This is a genomic window from Ectothiorhodospira mobilis (assembly GCF_900114895.1).
In the GTDB taxonomy this organism is placed as follows: Bacteria; Pseudomonadota; Gammaproteobacteria; order Ectothiorhodospirales; family Ectothiorhodospiraceae; genus Ectothiorhodospira; species Ectothiorhodospira mobilis_A.
The window spans coordinates 14,981-34,207 of sequence record NZ_FOUO01000018.1 but is presented as its reverse complement, the minus strand read 5'-3'; the positions used below and the strand labels follow the sequence as shown (position 1 = coordinate 34,207).

Below are 19,227 nucleotides of genomic sequence, written 5' to 3'. Positions count from 1 at the left end.
TCAGCCGTTCCCCGTCTCCTGCAGGCGTTGCAGCAGCAGGTTCAGGTGATCGGCGCCGTGGTGCGGCGGGAAACACAGCTCGATGAGGGTCGCCCCGGTTCGGGTACAGGCGGCGTCATAGGTGGCGGCCAGGGCCTCTGGGGTATCCGGCCGGGCGTAGTCCAGACCGAACTGGGCCGCGGCCTGGGCGAAGTCCAGACCGTGGGGGAGCTGGAAGAAGGGTTCGAAATGGGGGCCCTGATCCCGGGCCGGCAGCAGCTGGAAGATGGCGCCGCCGTCGTTGTTCAGGGCCAGGATCACCAGTGGCGACGGGCTGCGTGCCGCCAGGTGCAGGCTGTTGAGATCGTGCAGCAGGGACAGGTCCCCCAGCACCAGGGTGACGCCAGCGCCGTGATGCCGGGCGTAACCGGCGGCGGTGGCCACCAGGCCGTCGATGCCGCTGGCGCCGCGGTTGGTGAGCACGGGGTTGCCGTCCCCGGGGGCGGCAACCAGGTCCAGCAGGCGCACGCTCATGCTGTTGCCGGGGAGGAGGGCCATGCCGCGGGGCAGTCTCTGGGTGATGAGCCGCACCGCCGTGAGTTCCGAGAAACGGGCCTCCAGGGTGGCTTCCAGGCAGGCGTTTACGGTCGGCTCCGCCGTTTCCAGCGGTGGGGAGGGCGGCAGAGGCAGTGCGTCGCAGAAGTCCGGGATGGGGGCCTGTACATGCCGGGCGCGGCGTTGGGGGTCGAGATGGTCACTGTGCTCACTCACCAGCCAGTGTTCCCCTTCAAAACCGGCCAGCCATTGGTTCAGACGCTTGCCGGTGAGGCGCCCGCCGAACTGGATCACCTGGCGGATCCCTGCAAGGGCGCATCGCCCCGCGGGCGTGGCCAGCCAGAGTTCCGCATAGGGCAGGATGCGGGGATGATCCAGCAGGCGCAGCTGGCTGCCGATGTCCGCCAGGACGGGGGTGCCGGTGCGTTCGGCCAGGCGCAGCACGGCCCGGGCCTCCTCCGGCAGGAGCTGACCCGCCACCAGCAGCGCCGGCGTCTGCGGGGGCGTTTCGGGGCGTGCCATCGCCGGGGCAGGGGGGGGCGTTTCGGGAACGGGGCGCACGTCGGAGCGCCAGGGCCCGAAGTCCGCCCGCTGCGAGGTGCCGTAGAGGGGATCGCGGAAGGGGGCGTTGATATGCACGGGGCCCCGGTCCGGGCCGTGCAGGGCGGCGCAGGCCCGGTCCAGGGCCTGGCTGAGCCAGCCGGCGGACACGGCCTCGTCTGCGGGGGGCAGGTCCGCGGCCGCGCGCACGTGGCGGGCGAAGAGACCGCTTTGCTCGATGGCCTGGTTGGCCCCGCAGTGGAGCAGCTCCGGCGGCCGGTCGGCGGTGACCGCCACCAGGGGCACGTGGGTCTGGAAGGCCTCTACCAGGGCCGGATGCAGGTTGGGTACGGCGGTGCCCGAGGTGGTGATCAGGGCCACGGGGCGCCCCCGGGCCTTGGCCAGGCCCAGGGCGAAGAAGCCCAGGCCGCGTTCGTCGAAGTGGGTGTGCAGGGCCAGGTCAGGGCGCTGCAGGTTTGCGGCGGCCAGGGTCAGGGGGGCGCTGCGGCTTCCGGGGGCGATGCACAGGTCCCGCACGCCATGGTCGTACAGCCGCTCCAGGATCAGCCGCGACCAGGCCTCGTTGATGTGGCTGAAGGGGGCCCGCATGGCGTCAGTTTTCCACCGCACAGAGGAGGGTTTCCAGTTTCGCCTCCAGTTCGTTCCATTCCGCCTCGGGGCGGGAGCCATCCACGATGCCCACGCCGGAGTAGAGCATCATGCGGTTGCCCTCCACCAGGGCCGATCGGATGGCCACGGCGAATTCCGAGTGCCGGGGGGAGACCACACCGACGGTGCCGCTGTACCAGCCCCGGGGGACCGGTTCCCGCTCCAGGATCAGTTCCCGGGCCTCGCGGCGGGGGAAGCCGCATACCGCCGGGGTGGGATGCAGGGTGCGCAGGAGCTGTTCGTCCATGACCCCGGGGCGCAGGGTCCCGCATAGGGGGAGGTAGCGGTGCTGGATGCGGTCCAGCTTGACCACGCCGGCGTGCTCGGGGGTCTCGGCACGGGTGACCCAGGGGGCGATCTGGTCGTGCACGTAGCGGGTCACCAGTTCGTGTTCGTGCACCAGCTTGGGGTCGTCCAGGAGCAGGCGTTCCAGGCGCCGGTCCTCCTCCGGGGTCTCGCCGCGGCGCACGGTGCCCGCCAGGGATTCGGTGCACACGTGGCGGTCGATGCGGCTGAAGAGGCGTTCGGGGGAGCAGCCCATGTAGAACTGGCCGTCGCGCTCCAGGGCAAAGCAGAAGCTGTCGGTGCTGCCGGCCCGCAGCCGCCGCAGGGTGGTGAAGACGGGCAGGGGGGTATCCAGGTGCAATTGCACGCGCCGGGCCAGGACGGCCTTGCGCAGGGATCCGCCGGCGATGCGCTCCAGGATGGCACCGATGTGTTCGGCGCAGGCGGGGAAGTCCATGTGGTCCTCACGCCGGGAGATGCGCACCGGCGGTTCCCAAGGAGGATCCGCATCGAAGCGCAACTGGCACAGGGCGGTGATGAGGCGGGTCTTTTCCCGCATGAATGCCTGCTGCGACTCCGCCCACAGGTTCACCGCCAGGCGGCAGCCGGCCTCGTCCTGGCGCAGCTCGATGGCGGGGAGCACGAACAGGGCGGCGGGAAACCGCGCCCAGGCCTCCCGGCCGGGACGGCCGTCGAAGGAGACCCCGCCGACGAAGAAGGCATCCTCGTCACCGATGAGGGTGTTGATGCGGTGGAGCACGGCGGCATAGTGGGCCTCGGAGCGGGCCTCCAGGGTGCACGCAGAACCCAGACCCGCCAGGGTGAGGGTGTGGTCCCGGTTGCGCCAGTAGCAGCGCGGGGGTTGCTCATGGGCCTGCAGCCAGAGCAGGGGGTCGACGGGCGGCAGGGGCACGCTGGCCCGCAGCAGGGTGCCGTCCCGGAATTGCCAGTTCTTGATGCGACCCAGCAGGTCGGCCACCGCCCGGTCGTGGGCCGTACCCTGCGCCGGGGTATCGCGGGAGGTCACCGGCGGTCTACCGGAATCCACGGGCCCTCCTCCTCGCGATGCCGGACGTCGGCTGGGTGATGACACGGGCGATCCTCTGAAAGCAATGGCGTACCCGGCGGCGCCACGGTCGGTCTCGGTCCAGGGGGGCGGGAGGCCGCCGGCTCGCATTCACCGCCCTTGCGGGATCGTACCGCAGCGGGCGCGCTGTGTGGGAAGGGCGGGTTCGCCGGGACCGGTGCCCCGGCACGGTCCGAATCTAGCGCACGGCCCCGGAAAAGGACCATGACGTATATCAGATCGGCCCCGCAGCGGCAAGTTCACCCCGGTGTTCCTCCCCTGCGGGTGCGCCGCTTGAAACCCTGGCGCGCGGCCCCATCTTGTCCTGTAATCCAAGAAATTGACCAGAGGGTTTTGCCGTCATGCGCATGGACAAGTTCACCAGCAAATTCCAGACGGCATTGGCCGATGCCCAGTCCCTGGCCGTGGGCCGGGACCACCAGATGATCGAGCCGGTGCACATGATGATCGCCCTGCTGGACCAGGAAGGCGGCGCCGTGCGGCCCCTGCTGGCCCGGGCCGGGGTCAATGTCAACCTGCTGCGCTCCCAATTGGGGGAGGCCCTGGAGCGGCTCCCCCGGGTGGAGGGTTCGGCCGGCGAGGTGCACATCTCCAACGACCTGGGCCGGCTGCTGAATCTCTGCGACAAGAAGGCCCAGGAGCGCAAGGACCAGTTCATCTCCTCCGAGCTGTTCGTCCTGGCCGCACTGGAGACCAAGGGGCCGCTGGCGGAGATGCTGACCCGGGCCGGGGCTACCAAGGAGAAGCTTGCGGAGGCCGTCGACGCCCTGCGCGGTGGCCAGCGGGTGGAGGATCCCAATGCCGAGGAGCAGCGCCAGGCCCTGGAGAAGTACACCATCGACCTCACCGAACGGGCCGAACAGGGCAAGCTGGACCCGGTGATCGGCCGGGACGATGAGATCCGCCGCACCATCCAGGTGCTGCAGCGGCGCACCAAGAACAACCCGGTGCTCATCGGCGAGCCCGGCGTGGGCAAGACCGCCATCGTCGAGGGGCTGGCCCAGCGCATCGTCAACGGCGAGGTGCCCGAGGGGCTCAAGGACCGCCGCCTGCTGGCCCTGGACATGGGCTCTTTGATCGCCGGGGCCAAGTTTCGCGGGGACTTCGAAGAACGCATGAAGGCGGTGCTCAACGACCTGGCCAAGCAGGAGGGGCGGGTGATCCTGTTCATCGATGAGCTGCACACCATGGTGGGGGCCGGTAAGGCCGAGGGCTCCATGGATGCGGGCAACATGCTCAAGCCCGCCCTGGCCCGGGGTGAACTGCACTGCATCGGCGCCACCACCCTGGACGAGTACCGTAAGTACATCGAGAAGGACGCGGCCCTGGAGCGGCGCTTCCAGAAGGTGCTGGTGGACGAACCCAACGTGGAGGACACCATCGCCATCCTGCGGGGCCTGAAGGAGCGCTACGAGGTGCACCACGGGGTGGAGATCACCGACCCGGCCATCGTCGCCGCCGCCACCCTGTCGCACCGCTACATCACCGATCGCCAGCTGCCGGACAAGGCCATCGACCTGGTGGACGAGGCGGCCAGCCGCATCCGCATGGAGATCGATTCCAAGCCCGAGAGCATGGACCGCATGGAGCGCCGCCTGATCCAGCTCAAGATCGAGCGCGAGGCCCTGAAAAAGGAGTCGGACGACGCCTCGCGTCGGCGCTTTGAGGCCCTGGAGGAGGAGATCGATCGCCTGGAGCGGGAGTATTCCGACCAGGAGGAGATCTGGAAATCGGAGAAAGCCGCCCTCTCCGGCACCGCCGCCATCAAGGAGGAACTGGAACGGGCCCGGGTGGAACTGGAAACCGCCCGTCGTGCCGGCGACCTGGGGCGTATGTCGGAGCTGCAGTACGGCCGCATCCCCGAATTGGAGCGCCAGCTGGACATGGCCGCCCAGGCGGAGATGTCGGAGATGCGCCTGCTGCGCAACAAGGTCTCCGACGAGGAGATCGCCGAGGTGGTCTCCCGCTGGACCGGCATCCCCGTGTCCAAGATGCTGGAGAGCGAGCGGGACAAGCTGCTGCGCATGGAGGAGGCCATCACCCGGCGGGTGGTGGGCCAGGACGAGGCGGTGCATGCGGTGTGCAATGCCATCCGCCGCGCCCGCGCCGGGCTCTCGGACCCCAACCGGCCCAACGGCTCGTTCCTGTTCCTCGGCCCCACGGGGGTGGGCAAGACCGAACTCACCAAGGCCCTGGCCGCCTTTTTGTTCGACACCGAGGAGGCCATGGTGCGCATCGACATGTCCGAGTTCATGGAGAAGCACTCCGTGGCCCGGCTCATCGGCGCGCCCCCCGGCTATGTGGGCTACGAGGAGGGCGGTTATCTCACCGAGGCGGTGCGGCGCAAGCCCTTCTCCGTGATCCTGCTGGACGAGGTGGAGAAGGCCCATGCCGATGTCTTCAACGTGCTGCTGCAGGTGCTGGATGATGGCCGCCTCACCGACGGCCAGGGGCGCACCGTGGATTTTCGCAACACGGTGATCGTCATGACCTCCAACCTGGGCTCCCAGATCATCCAGGACATGGCCGGAGAGGAGAACTACGCGCAGATGAAGTCGGCGGTGATGGAGGTGGTGGGCGGTCATTTCCGCCCCGAATTCATCAACCGCGTGGACGAGGTGGTGGTCTTCCACCCCCTGGGGCGTGAACAGATCCGTGCCATCACCCTCATCCAGCTGGAGCAGTTGCGCCGGCGTCTGGCGGACCGGGACATGGCCCTGGAGGTCAGCGATGCCGCCCTGGATCGCCTGGGCGAGGCCGGTTTCGATCCGGTCTACGGGGCGCGGCCCCTCAAGCGGGCCATCCAGCAGCAGCTGGAGAACCCCCTGGCCCAGCGCCTGCTGCAGGGGGTATACGGTCCCGGCGACACCATCCAGGTGGACGCCGACGAGCAGGGGCTCACCTTCCCCGAGGCGGCCCGGGCCGCCTGAACGCGGCGGGCCGCCCGGCCTTGAGCCGGGTGGCCCGCCCCCTGTACCCTCACCCCCATGAGCGAGACACTGCAACTGACCGGGGAACTGGTCCAGAAACTCCAGGAAGTCCTGGTGGCCCATGATGAACGCTGCCACGATCCCCTCGTGGCCGTGCAGTACATGGCCGCCGTCACCGGCTATCTCCTGGCGGCGCAACCGGTTCCTGAAGAGAAGCGAGCGGAATTCCTGGACCACCTGGACGCCTTCATGCGCCAGGTGCACGCGGACCTGCGCGCCCAGCAGGCGGGGCCGTCCGGGGACGGCCAGGGACCCGGGGCTCCCTGAGGCCGCCATCTTCCCTTCACCCCGTCCGGGGGCGTGACCCCGGGCGGGCTCTCATCCCCGCAGCCCCGCCCCCAGCGGGGCCGCAGCATCCGGCAGCCCTCATTCCCCGGCCCCCGGGCCGGCTGGTTTCGGCATCATGGCAGATCGAAGACTGAAGGTGTTCTATACGGTGGCGCGGCTGCTGTCCTTCACCCGGGCGGCGGAGGCCCTGCACATGACCCAGCCGGCGGTCACCTTTCAGGTGCGCCAGCTGGAGGAGCACTTCAACACCCGCCTGTTCGACCGTGCCCACAACCGCGTGAGCCTCACCGAGGCGGGGCGCACCGCCTATACCTATGCCGAGCGCATCTTCGAGATCTACGAGGAGATGGAGAACGCCATCCGGGAGATCACAGGGGACGTCAGCGGTGCCCTGTCCCTGGGGGCCAGCACCACCATCGCCGAGTACATGCTTCCGGCCCTGCTGGGCCAGTTCAAGCGCAGGTATCCGGAGGTGAACGTGCGCCTGCGGGTCTCCAACTCCGAGGGCATCCTCTCCATGGTGGAGAACAACGTCATCGACCTGGGGGTGGTGGAGGGGCCGGTGCAGAACCGCAACCTGCACGTGGAGCGGTGCCGCCTGGACCAACTGGTGGCCATCGTGCCGCCGGGGCATCCCCTGGCCGACCGGTCGGTGCTCGGCGTCGCGGAGCTCATGCCTCATCCCTTCATCTGCCGGGAGGAGGGGTCCGGGACCCGGGAGGTGATTGCGGACTATCTGCAGCAACAGGGCCTGGGCCGCAACGCCCTGGCCGTCTGTCTGGAGCTGGGCAGCCCCGAGGCCATCAAGGGGGCCGTGGAGGCGGGCATGGGGGTCTCCATCCTCTCCCGTGCCACCCTGGACAAGGAGCTGGCCCTGGGGCGCCTGGTGGCCATCCCCCTGGATCCACCCCTGACGCGGCAATTCTCCTTCGTGCATCAGCGCCAGAAGTTCCGCATGCGGGCCATGGAGGAACTTCTGGGCTTTGCGCGCGACTACTGTGAGGGACAGACCGGGGCACCGCAACCGCCTGCCGCCTGAGGCCGGGGCCCCGAAGGACGCAGGAGCCGGTGATGAAGCAGTATGCGGTGGTGCAGCACAGCTATGCGGAGTTCCTGGGGCTGATCGAGACCCAGCTGGAGCAGCGGGACATCGGCTTTCGGTACTTCCGGCCCTTCGTGGGGCCGGACCTGCCCGGGTCGGCGGCCCAGTTCGATGGGTTGTGGCTCCTGGGGGGACCGCAATGGCCGGCCGCCCTGGAGGAGGAACTGGGCCTGATCCAGGCCTTCCGCGCGGCCCGGCGCCCCGTGGTGGGACTGGGTCTGGGGGGGCTCCTGGTGGCCCGGGCGGCTGGCGGCCTCCCCCGGGAGGACGCGGGCTCCACCTGCGGTTTTTGCACCGCCCGCCGTACCGAAGCCGGCGCGGGGGATGCCCTGGCCGAGGCTCTGGACGGCCGCGAGGTGCTGGTGCTGCGCCAGGGTCAGGTGGATCCGCCGCCGGGGCTGGAGCCCCTCTTGGTGGATGACCGGGGCCGCTGGCTGGCGATACGCCCCGATGCACTCACCTATGGCCTGTTGTGTCGGCCGGAGATGAAGCCGGGTATGCTGGAGGACCTGGTCATGGACCCGCACCATGAGCCGCCTGCGGACATCGGCGATTGCCTGGACCAGGCCCGGGCCCGATGGCCCGCCATGCAGGAGACCACGGACCGGGTGGTGGCGGCCCTGGTGTCGGAGTTGCAGTTGATGCGGGAGCGCCGCAAGATGCCGGTCTTCAGCCTGAAGGTGGAGTGAATCCTGGTGATGTCCGTAAACCATGCCGCCCCCAGGGATCCGGAGACGCGCCTGCGACGGATCCTGCGGCGTCTGCCCCAGGCGCAGCGGGAGACCCTGGTCTCCTTCGCCGAGTTCCTGGCCCAACGCCATCCCGCCGAGGAGGCCCCGTTGCCGGAACCGGAGGCGATCCCGCGGCCCCGGGAGGAGACGGTGGTCAAGGCCATGAAACGACTCTCCGCCACCTATCCCATGCTGGACAAGTCCCGGCTGCTGAACGAGACCTCGGCGCTCATGAGCCAGCACGTGATGCAGGGGCGCCCGGCGCAGGAGGTGATCGACGAACTGGAGACCCTCTTCGCCCGCCATTACCGCCGGTTGTGCGGGGAGGAAGAATGATGCATATCCTGCGGCGCTGGTATGACCGCCATTTCTCCGATCCCCAGGTGGTGATCCTGGCCTTCCTGCTGACGCTGGGGTTCGCCGTGGTCATCTTCGCCGGCCGGCTCCTGGCCCCGCTGCTGGCCAGTATCGTCTTCGCCTATCTGCTGGAGGGGGCCGTGCGCCATCTGCAGATGTGGCGCCTCCCGCGCATGGTGGCGGTGATCCTGGTGTTTCTGGTGTTCCTGGCCCTGCTGGTGGCCACCCTGCTGCTGGTGGTGCCCGTGCTCGGCCAGCAGATCACCCAGCTGGTGGAGGAGCTGCCCAACATGGTGGCCCACGGCCAGAACCTGCTGCTGCAGCTTCCCGAGCGCTATCCCCAGATCGTCTCCGAGGAACAGGTGCGGGAGATCATGGGCGCGATCCGCGCCCAGACCATCGCCCTGGGGCAGCAGGTGGTGAATCTGACCCTGGCCTCGGCCATGCACATCGCCACCATCATGGTCTACCTGGTGATCGTGCCCCTGATGGTCTTCTTCCTGCTCAAGGACCGGGACGCCATCCTGGGCTGGATCACCGGTTTCCTGCCCCGGGACCGCGGCCTGGCCAACGAGGTGTGGGAAGAGGTGAACCTGAAGATCGCCAGCTACGTGCGCGGCAAGTTCATCGAGATCCTCATCGTCTGGGCCGCCAGTTACCTGACCTTCATCTTCCTGGATCTCAACTACGCCCTGCTGCTCTCCTTCATGGTGGGGATCTCCGTGATCATCCCCTATGTGGGGGCGGCGGTGGTCACCCTGCCGGTGGCCATGGTGGCCTACTTCCAGTGGGGGCTGGGCAACGAGTTCACCTACGTGCTGGTGGCCTATGCCATCATCCAGTTCCTGGACGGCAACGTGCTGGTGCCGCTGCTGTTCTCGGAGGTGGTGAACCTGCACCCCGTGGCCATCATCGCGGCGGTGATCCTCTTCGGCGGGCTGTGGGGGCTCTGGGGGGTCTTCTTCGCCATCCCCCTGGCCACCCTCATCCAGGCGGTGATCCGTTCCTGGCCCCGCTACGGCGATGAGGAACGGCCCCGGGAGGAGGGGCCCGCCTAGAGGGTCTCCGAGGCGTAATCCGCCAGGCGGGAGCGCTCGCCCCGCAGCAGGGTGACGTGTCCGGCGTGGGCCCAGGGGCGGAAGCGGTCCACCACGTAGGTGAGGCCCGAGGAGGTCTCGGTGAGATAGGGGGTGTCGATCTGGGCGATGTTGCCCAGGCACACCACCTTGGTGCCGGGGCCGGCCCGGGTGATGAGGGTCTTCATCTGCTTGGCGGTGAGGTTCTGGGCCTCGTCCAGGATGATGAAACGGTTGAGGAAGGTGCGTCCGCGCATGAAGTTCATGGAGCGGATCTTCACCCGGTTCATCAGTAATTCGTTGGTGGCGGCCCGGCCCCAGTCGCCGCCGCTCTCCGAGTGGGTGAGGACCTCCAGATTGTCCATCAGGGCCCCCATCCAGGGGGTCATCTTCTCCTCCTCCGTCCCCGGCAGGAAGCCGATGTCCTCCCCCACCGGTACGGTCACCCGGGTCATGATGATCTCCCGGTAGCGGTTCTCCTCCAGGGTCTGGGCCAGTCCCGCCGCCAGGGTGAGCAGGGTCTTGCCGGTGCCGGCGGTCCCCACCAGGCTGACGAAGTCCACCTCCGGATCCATGAGCAGGTTCAGGGCGAAGTTCTGCTCCCGGTTGCGGGCGTTGATCCCCCACACCGTGTGGCGTGTCCCGGTGTAGTCCCGGGCCATCTCCACCCGGGCCGTGTCCCCCTGGATCTCCCGCACCACCGCGACGAAGGCGGGGTCGTCGGGCCGGTAGAGGAACTGGTTGGGATGCCACTGCTCGGTGATGGGGCCGCTGATGCGGTAGAAGGTGCGCCCTTCCTCCTGCCAGGAGTCCATGGTCTGCACGTGACGGTCCCAGAAGTCCGCCGGCAGCTCGCAGGTGCCGGTGTAGAGCAGGTTGACGTCGTCCAGCACCTGGTCGTTGTAGTAGTCCTCGGCATGGATCCCCAGCACCGCCGCCTTGATGCGCAGGTTGATGTCCTTGGACACCAGGGTGACGCACTGGTCGGGACGCTCCTTCTGCAGCGACAGGGCGGTGTTGAGGATGGTGTTGTCCGGGGTGGTGCCCGGCAGGGTGTCCGGCAGTTGCCCCGTGAGGCTCCGGGTCTGGAAGTGCAGGCGCCCGCTGGCGCCGAAGGCGGCGGGACCCTCGAAGTGCCCGGCATCCAGGGGCAGCCCCCGGGCGATGTCCGCATGGCTGGCCTCCCCCATGAGGTCGTCGATGAAGCGGCTCACCTGGCGTACGTTGCGCGCCACCTCGGAGATCCCCTTCTTGCCCCGGTCCAGTTCCTCCAGCACCACCATGGGCAGGTAGATGTCGTGTTCCTTGAAGCGGAACAGGGCGGTGGGATCGTGCATGAGCACGTTGGTGTCCAGAACGAACAGGCGTTTGCCGTGGATGTCCTTCTTCACCATGCGATGTCCACCATGGTCGCGGTCTCCGGGGTTGGGCTACAGGGTTTTCAGGGCCGCGAGCACCTGCTCCACGTGTCCCGGCACCTTCACCTTGCGCCATTCGTGGCGCAGGATGCCGTCCCGGTCCACCAGGAAGGTGCTGCGCTCGATGCCTCGCACCGGTTTACCGTACATGGTTTTCTGTTTCATGACGCCGAACAGCTCGCATACGGTCTCCTGCTCGTCGGAGAGCAACTGGAAGGGGAAGCCGTACTTGTCCTTGAAGCGTTCGTGGGAGCGGATGCCGTCCCGGGAGATGCCCAGCACCGTGGCCCCCGCCTCGGTGAGCCGGGCGTAGTGCTCGGTGAAGTCCCGGCCCTCGGTGGTGCATCCGGGGGTGTCGTCCCGGGGGTAGAAGTAGAGCACCAGGTGTTGCGACCCCAAAAGGTCCGAGAGACGGAGTTCGACACCCCCCGTGGCCGGTAGGGTGAAATCGGGTACGGGCTTGCCCACTTCCACCTGAGACATGGTCCGAAGGCCTCCTCTTTGGGCTTGGCGGCCGCAGCCCGGGGCGAATCCCGGCGCTTCAGGCCTTGTAGGGTTCGATCACCCCGTCCAGGTTGAGTTCGTCGCACAGGTCGAGAAAGTCATCCCGCAGGGCGGCGATGTGCTCGCTCACGGGGATCTCCACCGCCAGGTGGGCCGTGAACATGGGGGTCCCGGAGGGGGCGGCGGTGTAGCTGCGGGTATCCATCTCCTGCACGCTGACGCTGCGCGCGGAGAAGAAGGCCACCAGCTGATGCAGGATGCCCGGCTGGTCCATGGCGATGACGTCCACGGAATAGGGCAGGCTGTGGTTCTCCCGGGGCGGTGGCGCCGTGCGCCGCCACTGGATCTCGAGCCCCTGGGGGCGCAGACCTTCCAGGGCCCCCTCCAGCTTGCTCAGGGTGTTCCAGTTGCCCGAGACCAGGAGCGTGGCGGAGAAGGCGTCATCCAAAAGGGCGCTGTGTCCGTCCCGGATGTGACAGCCGGCCTCCATGACCGCCCGGGTCAGGCGATCCAGCAGGCCGGGGCGGTAGTCCCCCATGACGTTGATGAGGAGGCGGTTGGCGCGGTGGTGACGGGCGGCATGGGGCATGGGGGCTGAAGCGGGTTCCTTGCGGCTGGTGGGGAGGACCGGTGCATGTTGCCCGGTATCCGAGGTCAAGGGTAGCAGTTCGCCGGGGGACTGCCTACGGGGCGGCGCTTGATGGGGGCAGGGGGGCACTTTACTATGTGAGGCTGCTTTTGGTGCGGAGGTTTCGATGTTTCACGGCAGCATGGTGGCCTTGGTCACGCCCATGAATGAGGACGGTTCCCTGAACCGGGAGGCGCTGGAGGGGCTGGTGGAGTTCCACGTGGAGGCCGGGACGGACGCCATCGTCGCGGTGGGCACCACCGGCGAATCGGCCACCCTGGACGTGTCCGAACATTGCGCCGTGGTGCGCCAGGTGGTGGCGTGCGCGCGCGGCCGGGTACCGGTGATCGCCGGCACCGGGGCCAATGCCACCGCGGAGGCCGTGGAGCTCACCCGTCTGGCCATGGAGGCCGGGGCCGATGCCTGTCTGCTGGTGACCCCGTATTACAACAAGCCCATCCAGGAGGGGCTCTACCGCCACTTCAAGGCGGTGGCGGATGCGGTGCCCATCCCCCAGATCCTGTACAACGTCCCCGGCCGCACGGGGGTGGATCTGCTGCCGGAGACGGTGGCGCGCCTGGCCCCCGTGTCCAACATCGTGGGCCTCAAGGAGGCCACGGGGGAGGTGGAGCGCGTGCCCCGGCTGCTGGAGCTGTGCGGTGACCGGCTGGACCTGTACAGCGGCGAGGATCCCACCTCGCGGGAATTCATGCTGGCCGGGGGGCGGGGCAGCATCTCGGTGACGGCCAATGTGGCCCCTGCGGCCATGCACGCCATGTGCCAGGCGGCCGTGGCCGGGGACCGGGACGCCGCCGAGGCGGCAGAGGCCCCGATCCGGGATCTGCACCGGGCCCTGTTCGTGGAATCCAATCCCATCCCGGTGAAGTGGGCACTGTACGAGATGGGTCGCATCCCGCCGGGCATCCGTCTGCCCCTGACCCCGCTCTCGGAAATGCACCGCGAACCCCTGCGCCGCGCCCTGCAGGCGGCGGACATCCCCCTGACCCGTTGAGATCCATGAACGCATCCCCGCTGCTCGCAGTGTCCCGGCCCCTGTGGCCGGTATTGGCCGTTGCCCTCCTGGCATCCGGTTGTGGAACCCTGGGTGAACGCGATAGCGCCGGCCGGGAGGGGCTCGATCCCGACCTGGTGGTGCCCCCGGATCTGGTCATGCCCCAGTCGGATCCCGCCTTCCGCATCCCGGAGGTGGGCGGCGCCCCGGTTGCATCCGGTGGCGCGCATGCGGGGGAGGGGACCCAACAGGTCCTCCCCGAGCCCGAGGGCATGACTCTGCACCGCGAGGGCAGCGTGCGCTGGCTGGAGGTGGAGCGGATATCCCCCGAGGCCCTGTGGCGTCATCTGGAGGCGTTCTTCGAGTCCGAGGGGATCGAGCTGGAGCGCAATGACCCCCGTCGGGGGATCCTGGAGACCGGCTGGATCGAATCCGGTGCGGATGCCCCCGTGGAGGGTGGATTGCGCCGGCTCTTCTCCGGGATCTTCGGCAACACCTACGACGCCGGCGTGCGCCATCGCTACCGTTTGCGGGTGGAGCCCGCGGGCAATGGGGCCGCGGTCTTCGTCAGCCATCGCGGTCTCGTGGAGGTGGCCGAGCGGGAGGATCTGGTGCGCTGGGCCGTGGCCCCGCCGGACCCGGAGGCGGAGGCGCGCATGCTGGTGCGCATCATGACCCATCTGGGGAAGGATCCGGAGCGTGCGGCCGAGGCGCTGGCGGAGGCCGCTGAAGGGGCGCCGGAGGTGGTGCTGCGGGACGGAGAAAAGGGCCCCGAACTGTGGGTGCGCGGGGACTATGACCCCGTCTGGCGGCGCATGGGGGTGGTCCTGGACCGGGCCTCGCTCCTGGTGCAGGACTACGACCGGGAGGCCGGGCGCTACGAGGTGATCTACCGGCCTGCGGAGCAGGAACGCCCGTCGGGCGGCTTCCTCTCCCGGCTCCTGGGGAATGGGGATGGCCCCGCCCTGGAGGAGGGCGCCCGTTACCGCCTCCATCTGCAGCGCCGGGACGATGGGGTGGTGGTCTCCGCCCGTGATGGTGACGGCGGGGCCCTGTCCGCGGACATGTCCCGGGCCCTGCTGGAGCGGGTGCGGGATGTCTTCCGTGGCGAGGGGGTGGAGGCGCAGACCCGCTGACCCCCTCCCCGACCTCCGGCGCGGCCTCAGGCCGCCGGGGGATCGCTCTCCTTGTCCCGCTCGATGAGGGCGTAGGCCGAGTGGTTGTGGATGGACTCGAAGTTCTCCGAGGCCACGGAGTAGGCGGCGATGCGGTCATCGGCGTTGAGGCGCACGGCGATGTCCCGCACCAGGTCCTCCACGAACTTGGGATTGTCGTAGGCGTGCTCGGTGACGTACTTCTCGTCGGGGCGCTTGAGCAGCCCCCAGAGCTCGCAGGAGGCCTCCTCCTCCACCAGATCGATGAGTTCCTCCACCCAGACGAAGTCCCGGACCCGCGCCTCCACGGTGACGTGGGAGCGCTGGTTGTGGGCGCCGTAGTCGGAGATCCCCTTGGAGCAGGGGCAGAGGCTGGTGACCGGCACCAGCACCCGGATGATCAGTTGCGGTTGCCCGTCGCGGATCTCCCCGATGAAGGTCACGTCGTAGTCCATCAGGCTGCACACCCCGGACACGGGCGCCGGCTTGTTGACGAAGTAGGGGAAGCTCATCTCGATATGCCCCGCCTGTGCCTCCAGGCGCCGGGCCACTTCGTGCAGCATGAGCTTGAAGGTCTCCACGGTGATCTCCCGCTCGTGGGCGTTGAGGATCTCCACGAAGCGGGACATGTGGGTGCCCTTGAAGTCATGGGGCAGGTTCACGTACATGGCGAAGCGGGCCACGGTGTGCTGCTCCCCGCCGCTGCGGTCGCGTACCCGCACCGGGTGGCGGATGTCCTTGATGCCCACCTTGTTGATGGGGATGCGCCGGGTGTCGGCGCTGGACTGCACGTCCGGTATGGCGGACTGGATGACTTTGGGGACGAGGGTGCTCATGGGGGGCTTTTCCTCAGGAGTCTTCCGAGTAGCGGACACAGGCGCGCTCCGTCTCCCATAGGGTGACGGCGCTGACCTGCACCCCGGGGGAGTCCAGGCGCCCGGCCATCTCCTGGAAGAACCACGCCGCGATATGCTCCGCGGTGGGATTGATGTCCCGGAATGGTTCCAGGTCGTTGAGGTAGCGGTGATCCAGGCGCCCGGCGATCTCCCGGGCCAGGGCCTTCACGGTCTTGAAATCCACCGCCATACCCAGGCGGTCCAGCCGTGTGGCCCGCACCTCCACCTCCACCTTCCAGTTGTGGCCGTGGAGCCGGGCGCAGTCTCCGGGATAGTCTCTTAGGGTGTGCGCCGAGGCAAAGTCGGTCAGCACCTTGAGGGTGTATGTGGGCACTGCGGGGATTCTTTAGTGTATTACTTGGATAATACGCGGCCGGCGGGACGGGCACAAGCCTGGTCCGTCCCCAGGCGGGCGACGATGGCGGCCTCCACATCGTCCGCGGTGAGGCCCGCATCCTGCAACAGTTCCTCCCGCGTGCCCTGGCCCTGGAAGCGGTCCGGAAGGCCCAGCTGCAGCAGCGGGACGGATACGCCGTGGGCGTTCAGGCACTCGGCCACGGCGCTGCCGGCACCGCCGGCCACCACGTTGTCCTCCACGGTGACCAGGAGTTCGTGCCCACGGGCCGCCTCCAGCACCCGGGCCTCGTCCAGGGGCTTGACAAAGCGCATATTTAGCACCGTGGCATCCAGCCGCTCCCCCGCCTCCAGCGCCGCCGCCAGGGGCGTGCCGAAGGCCAGGATGGCCACCCGCCGCCCCTGGCGGCGCATCTGGGCCTGCCCCAGGGGCAGGGGGATGAGGCCCTCCTCGGGGGCCGCCCCCGGGCCGCGGCCGCGGGGGTAGCGCACGGCGCAGGGGCGCTCCAGCAGGAACCCGGTGGAGAGCATGCGGCGGCATTCCGCCTCGTCCGCCGGGGCCATGATCACCAGGTCCGGGATGCAGCGCAGGAAGGACAGGTCGAAGCTGCCGGCGTGGGTGGGGCCGTCGGGGCCCACCACACCGGCCCGGTCCACGGCCAGCACCACCGGTAGCCCCTGCAGGGCGATATCGTGCACCAACTGGTCGTAGGCCCGCTGCAGGAAGGAGGAATAGATGGCCACCACCGGGCGCATGCCTTCACAGGCCATGCCGGCCGCCAGGGTGAGGGCGTGCTGCTCGGCGATGCCCACGTCGATGTAGCGGTCGGGAAAGCGCTGGGCGAACTCGGTCATGCCCGAGCCTTCGCACATGGCGGGGGTGATCCCCACCAGGCGCTCATCCGCGGCGGCCTGATCGCACAGCCACTGGCCGAAGACCTCGGTGTAGGTGGGGGCCGCGTTCCCCTTGCCGTTCTGGACCCCGCGCTCGGGATCGAAGCGGCCCACGCCGTGGTAGGTGCACGGGTCCTTCTCCGCCGGCTCGTAGCCGTGGCCCTTATGGGTGACCACGTGCAGCAGCTGCGGCCCCTCCATGGAATGGAGGTTGCGCAGCATCTTCACCAGCCCCTCCAGGTCGTGACCGTCCACGGGGCCGTAGTAGTTCAGCCCCAGTTCCTCGAACAGGGTGCCCGGGGTGATCATGCCCTTGACGTGTTCCTCGGCGCGGCGCATGAATTCGCGCATGGGGGGCAGCCGGTCCAGCACCCGTTTGCTGCCCTCGCGCATGGAGGAATAGATGGGACCGGAGAGCAGACGCGCCAAGTAGCGGTTCATCGCCCCCACGTTGGGGGAGATGGACATCTTGTTGTCGTTGAGCACCACCAGCAGGTCGGCCTTCTCGTCACCGGCGTGGTTCAGGGCCTCAAAGGCCATGCCCGCGGTCATGGCGCCGTCGCCGATGATGGCCACGGCCTTGCGCCGTTCCCCCTGCTGGCGGGCCGCCAGGGCCATGCCCAGGGCGGCGCTGATGGAGGTGCTGGAGTGGCCCACGCCGAAGGTGTCGTAGGGGCTCTCGTCGCGTTTGGGAAAGCCGGAGAGGCCGTCCTTCTGGCGCAGGGTGGGCATCCCCTCCCTGCGGCCGGTGAGGATCTTGTGGGTGTAGCTCTGATGGCCCACGTCCCACACCAGCCGGTCGTGGGGGGTGTGGTAGGTGTAGTGCAGGGCGATGGTCAGCTCCACCGTCCCCAGGTTGGCCGCCAGGTGGCCCCCGGTGCGGGAGACGGATTCCAGCAGGAAGGCGCGCAGTTCATCCGCCAGGGCGGGCAACTCGTCCACCGGCCAGTCGCGAAAGTCCTCCGGCGAGTGGATGCGGGAGAGCAGGGGGTAGGGATCCGTCGGGGTCATTGCTCTGCCATCGGGCGAAAACCTTCATTATCAGCGGGGGCGTGCGGGTGTGCAAGCGATGGGGTCAGTGGATGCGCTCGACGATGTAGCGGGCAATCCAGCGCAACAGCTCCGCCTCGTCCCCCAGTCCGGCGATCCCGTCCAGGGCCCGGTCTACCAGTTCCCGCGCCTGCGCCTTGGAATCCTCCAGGCCGATGAGGGCGGGGTAGGTGGCCTTGTCCCGGGCCTGGTCGGAGCCCTGGGTCTTGCCCAGGGTCTGGGTGTCCCCCTCCACGTCCAGGATGTCGTCCTGGATCTGGAAGGCCAGGCCGATGCACTTGGCGAAGCGGTCCAGGCCCTCCATCACCTCCGGCGCCGTATCCGGCCGGCTCAGGGCCCCCAGGGCGACGGCGGCCCGGATCAGGGCGCCGGTCTTGTGGACGTGCATGTCCTCCAGCTCGGCGATGTCCAGCTGCCGCCCCGCGGAGACCAGGTCGATCCCCTGCCCCCCCACCATGCCGCGGGAGCCGGCGGCATGGGCCAGTCGCCCCACCATGCGCAGGCGGGCCGCCGGGTCCGGGACCATGGCAGGATCGGCGGCCAGGATCTGGAAGGCCAGGGCCTGCAGGGCGTCCCCCACCAGGATGGCGGTGGCGTCGTCATAGGCCTTGTGGCAGGTGGGCTTGCCGCGGCGCAGGTCGTCGTCGTCCATGGCCGGGAGGTCGTCGTGCACCAGGGAATAGACGTGGATCAGTTCCACGGCGCAGGCGGGACCGTCCAGCTGTTCCAGCGGGACCCCCAGGGCCAGGCCGGTGGCGTAGGTGAGCACGGGGCGGATGCGCTTGCCCCCGTCCAGGGCGCTGTAGCGCATGGCCTCGTGCAGGCGTGCGGGCAGGATGCGGCCCTCCGGCAGCCAACCCTCCAGGGCGCTCTCGAGCCGCTGTTGCAGTTCGGGGATGCGTGGATGCACTCAGTCTTCTCCGTCCGGGCCCGGCGGTGCGGGCGTATCGAAATCGGTTTCCGCATCCTCCCCGGTGAGCTGGCGCACCTTCTGTTCCGCCTGCTGCAGCGCCTGTTGGCAGCGCCGGGTGAGGGCGATGCCCCGCTCGAATTCCTGCAGGGCGGTCTCCAGGGGGAGTTCCCCCTGTTCCATGCGCTCCACCAGGCGCTCCAGCGCCTCCAGGTCCTTCTCGAATCCAGCCAGATCGGCCGGCGGGTTATCGCATGGGGGTTCGGCAGAGGTCATGCGGATCTCGTCTTGCAAAAAGAGGATACGGTATCCAAATCGCCCCGCATCGAAAACCCCGTGCATGGGATGCCGGGTTGGTTGACGCCAGGACCGGAATGGGTCTGAATGGGGTTTCATCCATTCCGGAGCCTGGAGGAGGCATCATGGCAAGCGAAGGGTACCACGAACCGGTGGAGGATCTGACGGCCCACACCCGGGACATGCACCGGGCGATCGTCTCCCTCATGGAGGAACTGGAGGCGGTGGATTGGTACCAGCAACGGGTGGATACCTGCACCGATTCGGAACTGACCGCCATCCTCGCCCACAACCGCGATGAGGAGAAGGAGCATGCCGCCATGCTCCTGGAGTGGATCCGGCGCAGGGATCCCGCATTCAACCGCCATCTGCGGGATTACCTGTTCAGCGACCGCCCCATCGCCGATCTGGAGCAGGAGCACCATGGGGGCTGAGGCACCCGGCCGGCGGT

Annotated in this window: 19 protein-coding genes; 9 read left to right on the top strand and 10 right to left on the bottom strand. The window is 68.6% G+C overall.

The annotated features are described in order from the left end of the window. Both menD and BM214_RS11050 read right to left on the bottom strand, forming a co-directional pair. Positions 1-1,683 carry a 2-succinyl-5-enolpyruvyl-6-hydroxy-3-cyclohexene-1-carboxylic-acid synthase gene (gene menD / locus BM214_RS11055; protein ID WP_090487093.1) on the bottom strand — a complete coding sequence of 561 codons (1,683 nt, stop codon included), beginning with the start codon at positions 1,681-1,683 and terminating at the stop codon, positions 1-3. 4 nt (positions 1,684-1,687) lie between these two features. Next, positions 1,688-3,076, bottom strand: a complete 1,389-nt coding sequence (locus BM214_RS11050; protein WP_244887982.1) for an isochorismate synthase — start codon at positions 3,074-3,076, stop codon at positions 1,688-1,690. A gap of 380 nt (positions 3,077-3,456) precedes the next feature. Here BM214_RS11050 and clpB point away from each other — a divergent pair, with 380 nt between their 5' ends. The 6 genes from clpB (at position 3,457) to BM214_RS11020 (ending at position 9,641) form a co-directional block, all read left to right on the top strand. Then, positions 3,457-6,045 carry an ATP-dependent chaperone ClpB gene (gene clpB, locus BM214_RS11045; RefSeq protein WP_090487089.1) on the top strand — a complete coding sequence of 863 codons (2,589 nt, stop codon included), beginning with the start codon at positions 3,457-3,459 and terminating at the stop codon, positions 6,043-6,045. Positions 6,046-6,102: 57 nt separating this feature from the next. Continuing rightward, positions 6,103-6,372, top strand: a complete 270-nt coding sequence (locus tag BM214_RS11040) for a hypothetical protein (protein ID WP_090487087.1) — start codon at positions 6,103-6,105, stop codon at positions 6,370-6,372. Between the two features lie 136 nt (positions 6,373-6,508). Beyond that, entirely contained in the window at positions 6,509-7,432 is a 924-nt protein-coding gene (locus BM214_RS11035; protein WP_090487084.1) for a selenium metabolism-associated LysR family transcriptional regulator, read from the top strand. A gap of 32 nt (positions 7,433-7,464) precedes the next feature. Further along, positions 7,465-8,184, top strand: coding sequence for a type 1 glutamine amidotransferase family protein (locus BM214_RS11030; protein ID WP_090487082.1), 720 nt, complete (start codon positions 7,465-7,467; stop codon positions 8,182-8,184). 9 nt (positions 8,185-8,193) lie between these two features. Beyond that, positions 8,194-8,562, top strand: a complete 369-nt coding sequence (locus BM214_RS11025; RefSeq protein WP_090487080.1) for a Crp/Fnr family transcriptional regulator — start codon at positions 8,194-8,196, stop codon at positions 8,560-8,562. Further along, positions 8,559-9,641, top strand: coding sequence for an AI-2E family transporter (locus BM214_RS11020; protein WP_090487076.1), 1,083 nt, complete (start codon positions 8,559-8,561; stop codon positions 9,639-9,641). Before BM214_RS11025 ends, BM214_RS11020 begins: the two co-directional genes overlap by 4 nt. On the opposite strand, the gene BM214_RS11015 is transcribed toward BM214_RS11020, so the two are convergent. Genes BM214_RS11015 through BM214_RS11005 form a run of 3 tightly spaced genes read right to left on the bottom strand, consistent with a single transcriptional unit; the run spans position 9,638 to position 12,170 of the window. After that, on the bottom strand, positions 9,638-11,053 hold the full coding sequence (locus BM214_RS11015; protein WP_090487073.1) for a PhoH family protein: 1,416 nt from the start codon (positions 11,051-11,053) through the stop codon (positions 9,638-9,640). The two genes, BM214_RS11020 and BM214_RS11015, sit on opposite strands and share 4 nt — an antisense overlap. Positions 11,054-11,089: 36 nt before the next feature. Further along, positions 11,090-11,560, bottom strand: coding sequence for a peroxiredoxin (locus BM214_RS11010; RefSeq protein WP_090487071.1), 471 nt, complete (start codon positions 11,558-11,560; stop codon positions 11,090-11,092). Between the two features lie 58 nt (positions 11,561-11,618). Continuing rightward, positions 11,619-12,170, bottom strand: coding sequence for a glycine cleavage system transcriptional repressor (locus BM214_RS11005; protein ID WP_090487068.1), 552 nt, complete (start codon positions 12,168-12,170; stop codon positions 11,619-11,621). Between the two features lie 166 nt (positions 12,171-12,336). Here BM214_RS11005 and dapA point away from each other — a divergent pair, with 166 nt between their 5' ends. Then, a complete protein-coding gene (dapA, locus tag BM214_RS11000; RefSeq protein ID WP_090487065.1) occupies positions 12,337-13,221 on the top strand; it encodes a 4-hydroxy-tetrahydrodipicolinate synthase in 885 nt (294 codons plus the stop codon). A gap of 5 nt (positions 13,222-13,226) precedes the next feature. Next, positions 13,227-14,357 carry an outer membrane protein assembly factor BamC gene (gene bamC / locus BM214_RS10995; RefSeq protein ID WP_090487062.1) on the top strand — a complete coding sequence of 377 codons (1,131 nt, stop codon included), beginning with the start codon at positions 13,227-13,229 and terminating at the stop codon, positions 14,355-14,357. Between the two features lie 26 nt (positions 14,358-14,383). Here bamC and folE2 read toward each other — a convergent pair whose 3' ends face one another. From folE2 to BM214_RS10970, 5 genes are all read right to left on the bottom strand, one after another. Next, the gene (gene folE2 / locus BM214_RS10990) at positions 14,384-15,211 is read right to left on the bottom strand and encodes a GTP cyclohydrolase FolE2 (protein ID WP_090487060.1); all 828 of its coding nucleotides are present in this window, start codon (positions 15,209-15,211) and stop codon (positions 14,384-14,386) included. 13 nt (positions 15,212-15,224) lie between these two features. Further along, on the bottom strand, positions 15,225-15,605 hold the full coding sequence (gene queD / locus BM214_RS10985; RefSeq protein WP_090487058.1) for a 6-carboxytetrahydropterin synthase QueD: 381 nt from the start codon (positions 15,603-15,605) through the stop codon (positions 15,225-15,227). A gap of 20 nt (positions 15,606-15,625) precedes the next feature. Beyond that, positions 15,626-17,530 (bottom strand): 1-deoxy-D-xylulose-5-phosphate synthase, encoded by a 1,905-nt coding sequence (gene dxs / locus BM214_RS10980; protein ID WP_090487054.1) that lies wholly within the window; start codon positions 17,528-17,530, stop codon positions 15,626-15,628. Between the two features lie 64 nt (positions 17,531-17,594). Then, complete coding sequence (ispA, locus tag BM214_RS10975; protein WP_090487051.1) at positions 17,595-18,479, bottom strand: (2E,6E)-farnesyl diphosphate synthase; 885 nt, start codon at positions 18,477-18,479, stop codon at positions 17,595-17,597. Beyond that, the gene (locus BM214_RS10970; protein ID WP_090487049.1) at positions 18,480-18,755 is read right to left on the bottom strand and encodes an exodeoxyribonuclease VII small subunit; all 276 of its coding nucleotides are present in this window, start codon (positions 18,753-18,755) and stop codon (positions 18,480-18,482) included. It lies immediately after the preceding gene. A 146-nt stretch (positions 18,756-18,901) separates the two neighbouring features. Here BM214_RS10970 and BM214_RS10965 point away from each other — a divergent pair, with 146 nt between their 5' ends. Next, positions 18,902-19,210 carry an encapsulin-associated ferritin-like protein gene (locus tag BM214_RS10965; protein WP_090487046.1) on the top strand — a complete coding sequence of 103 codons (309 nt, stop codon included), beginning with the start codon at positions 18,902-18,904 and terminating at the stop codon, positions 19,208-19,210. The last annotated feature ends 17 nt before the right edge of the window (positions 19,211-19,227 follow it).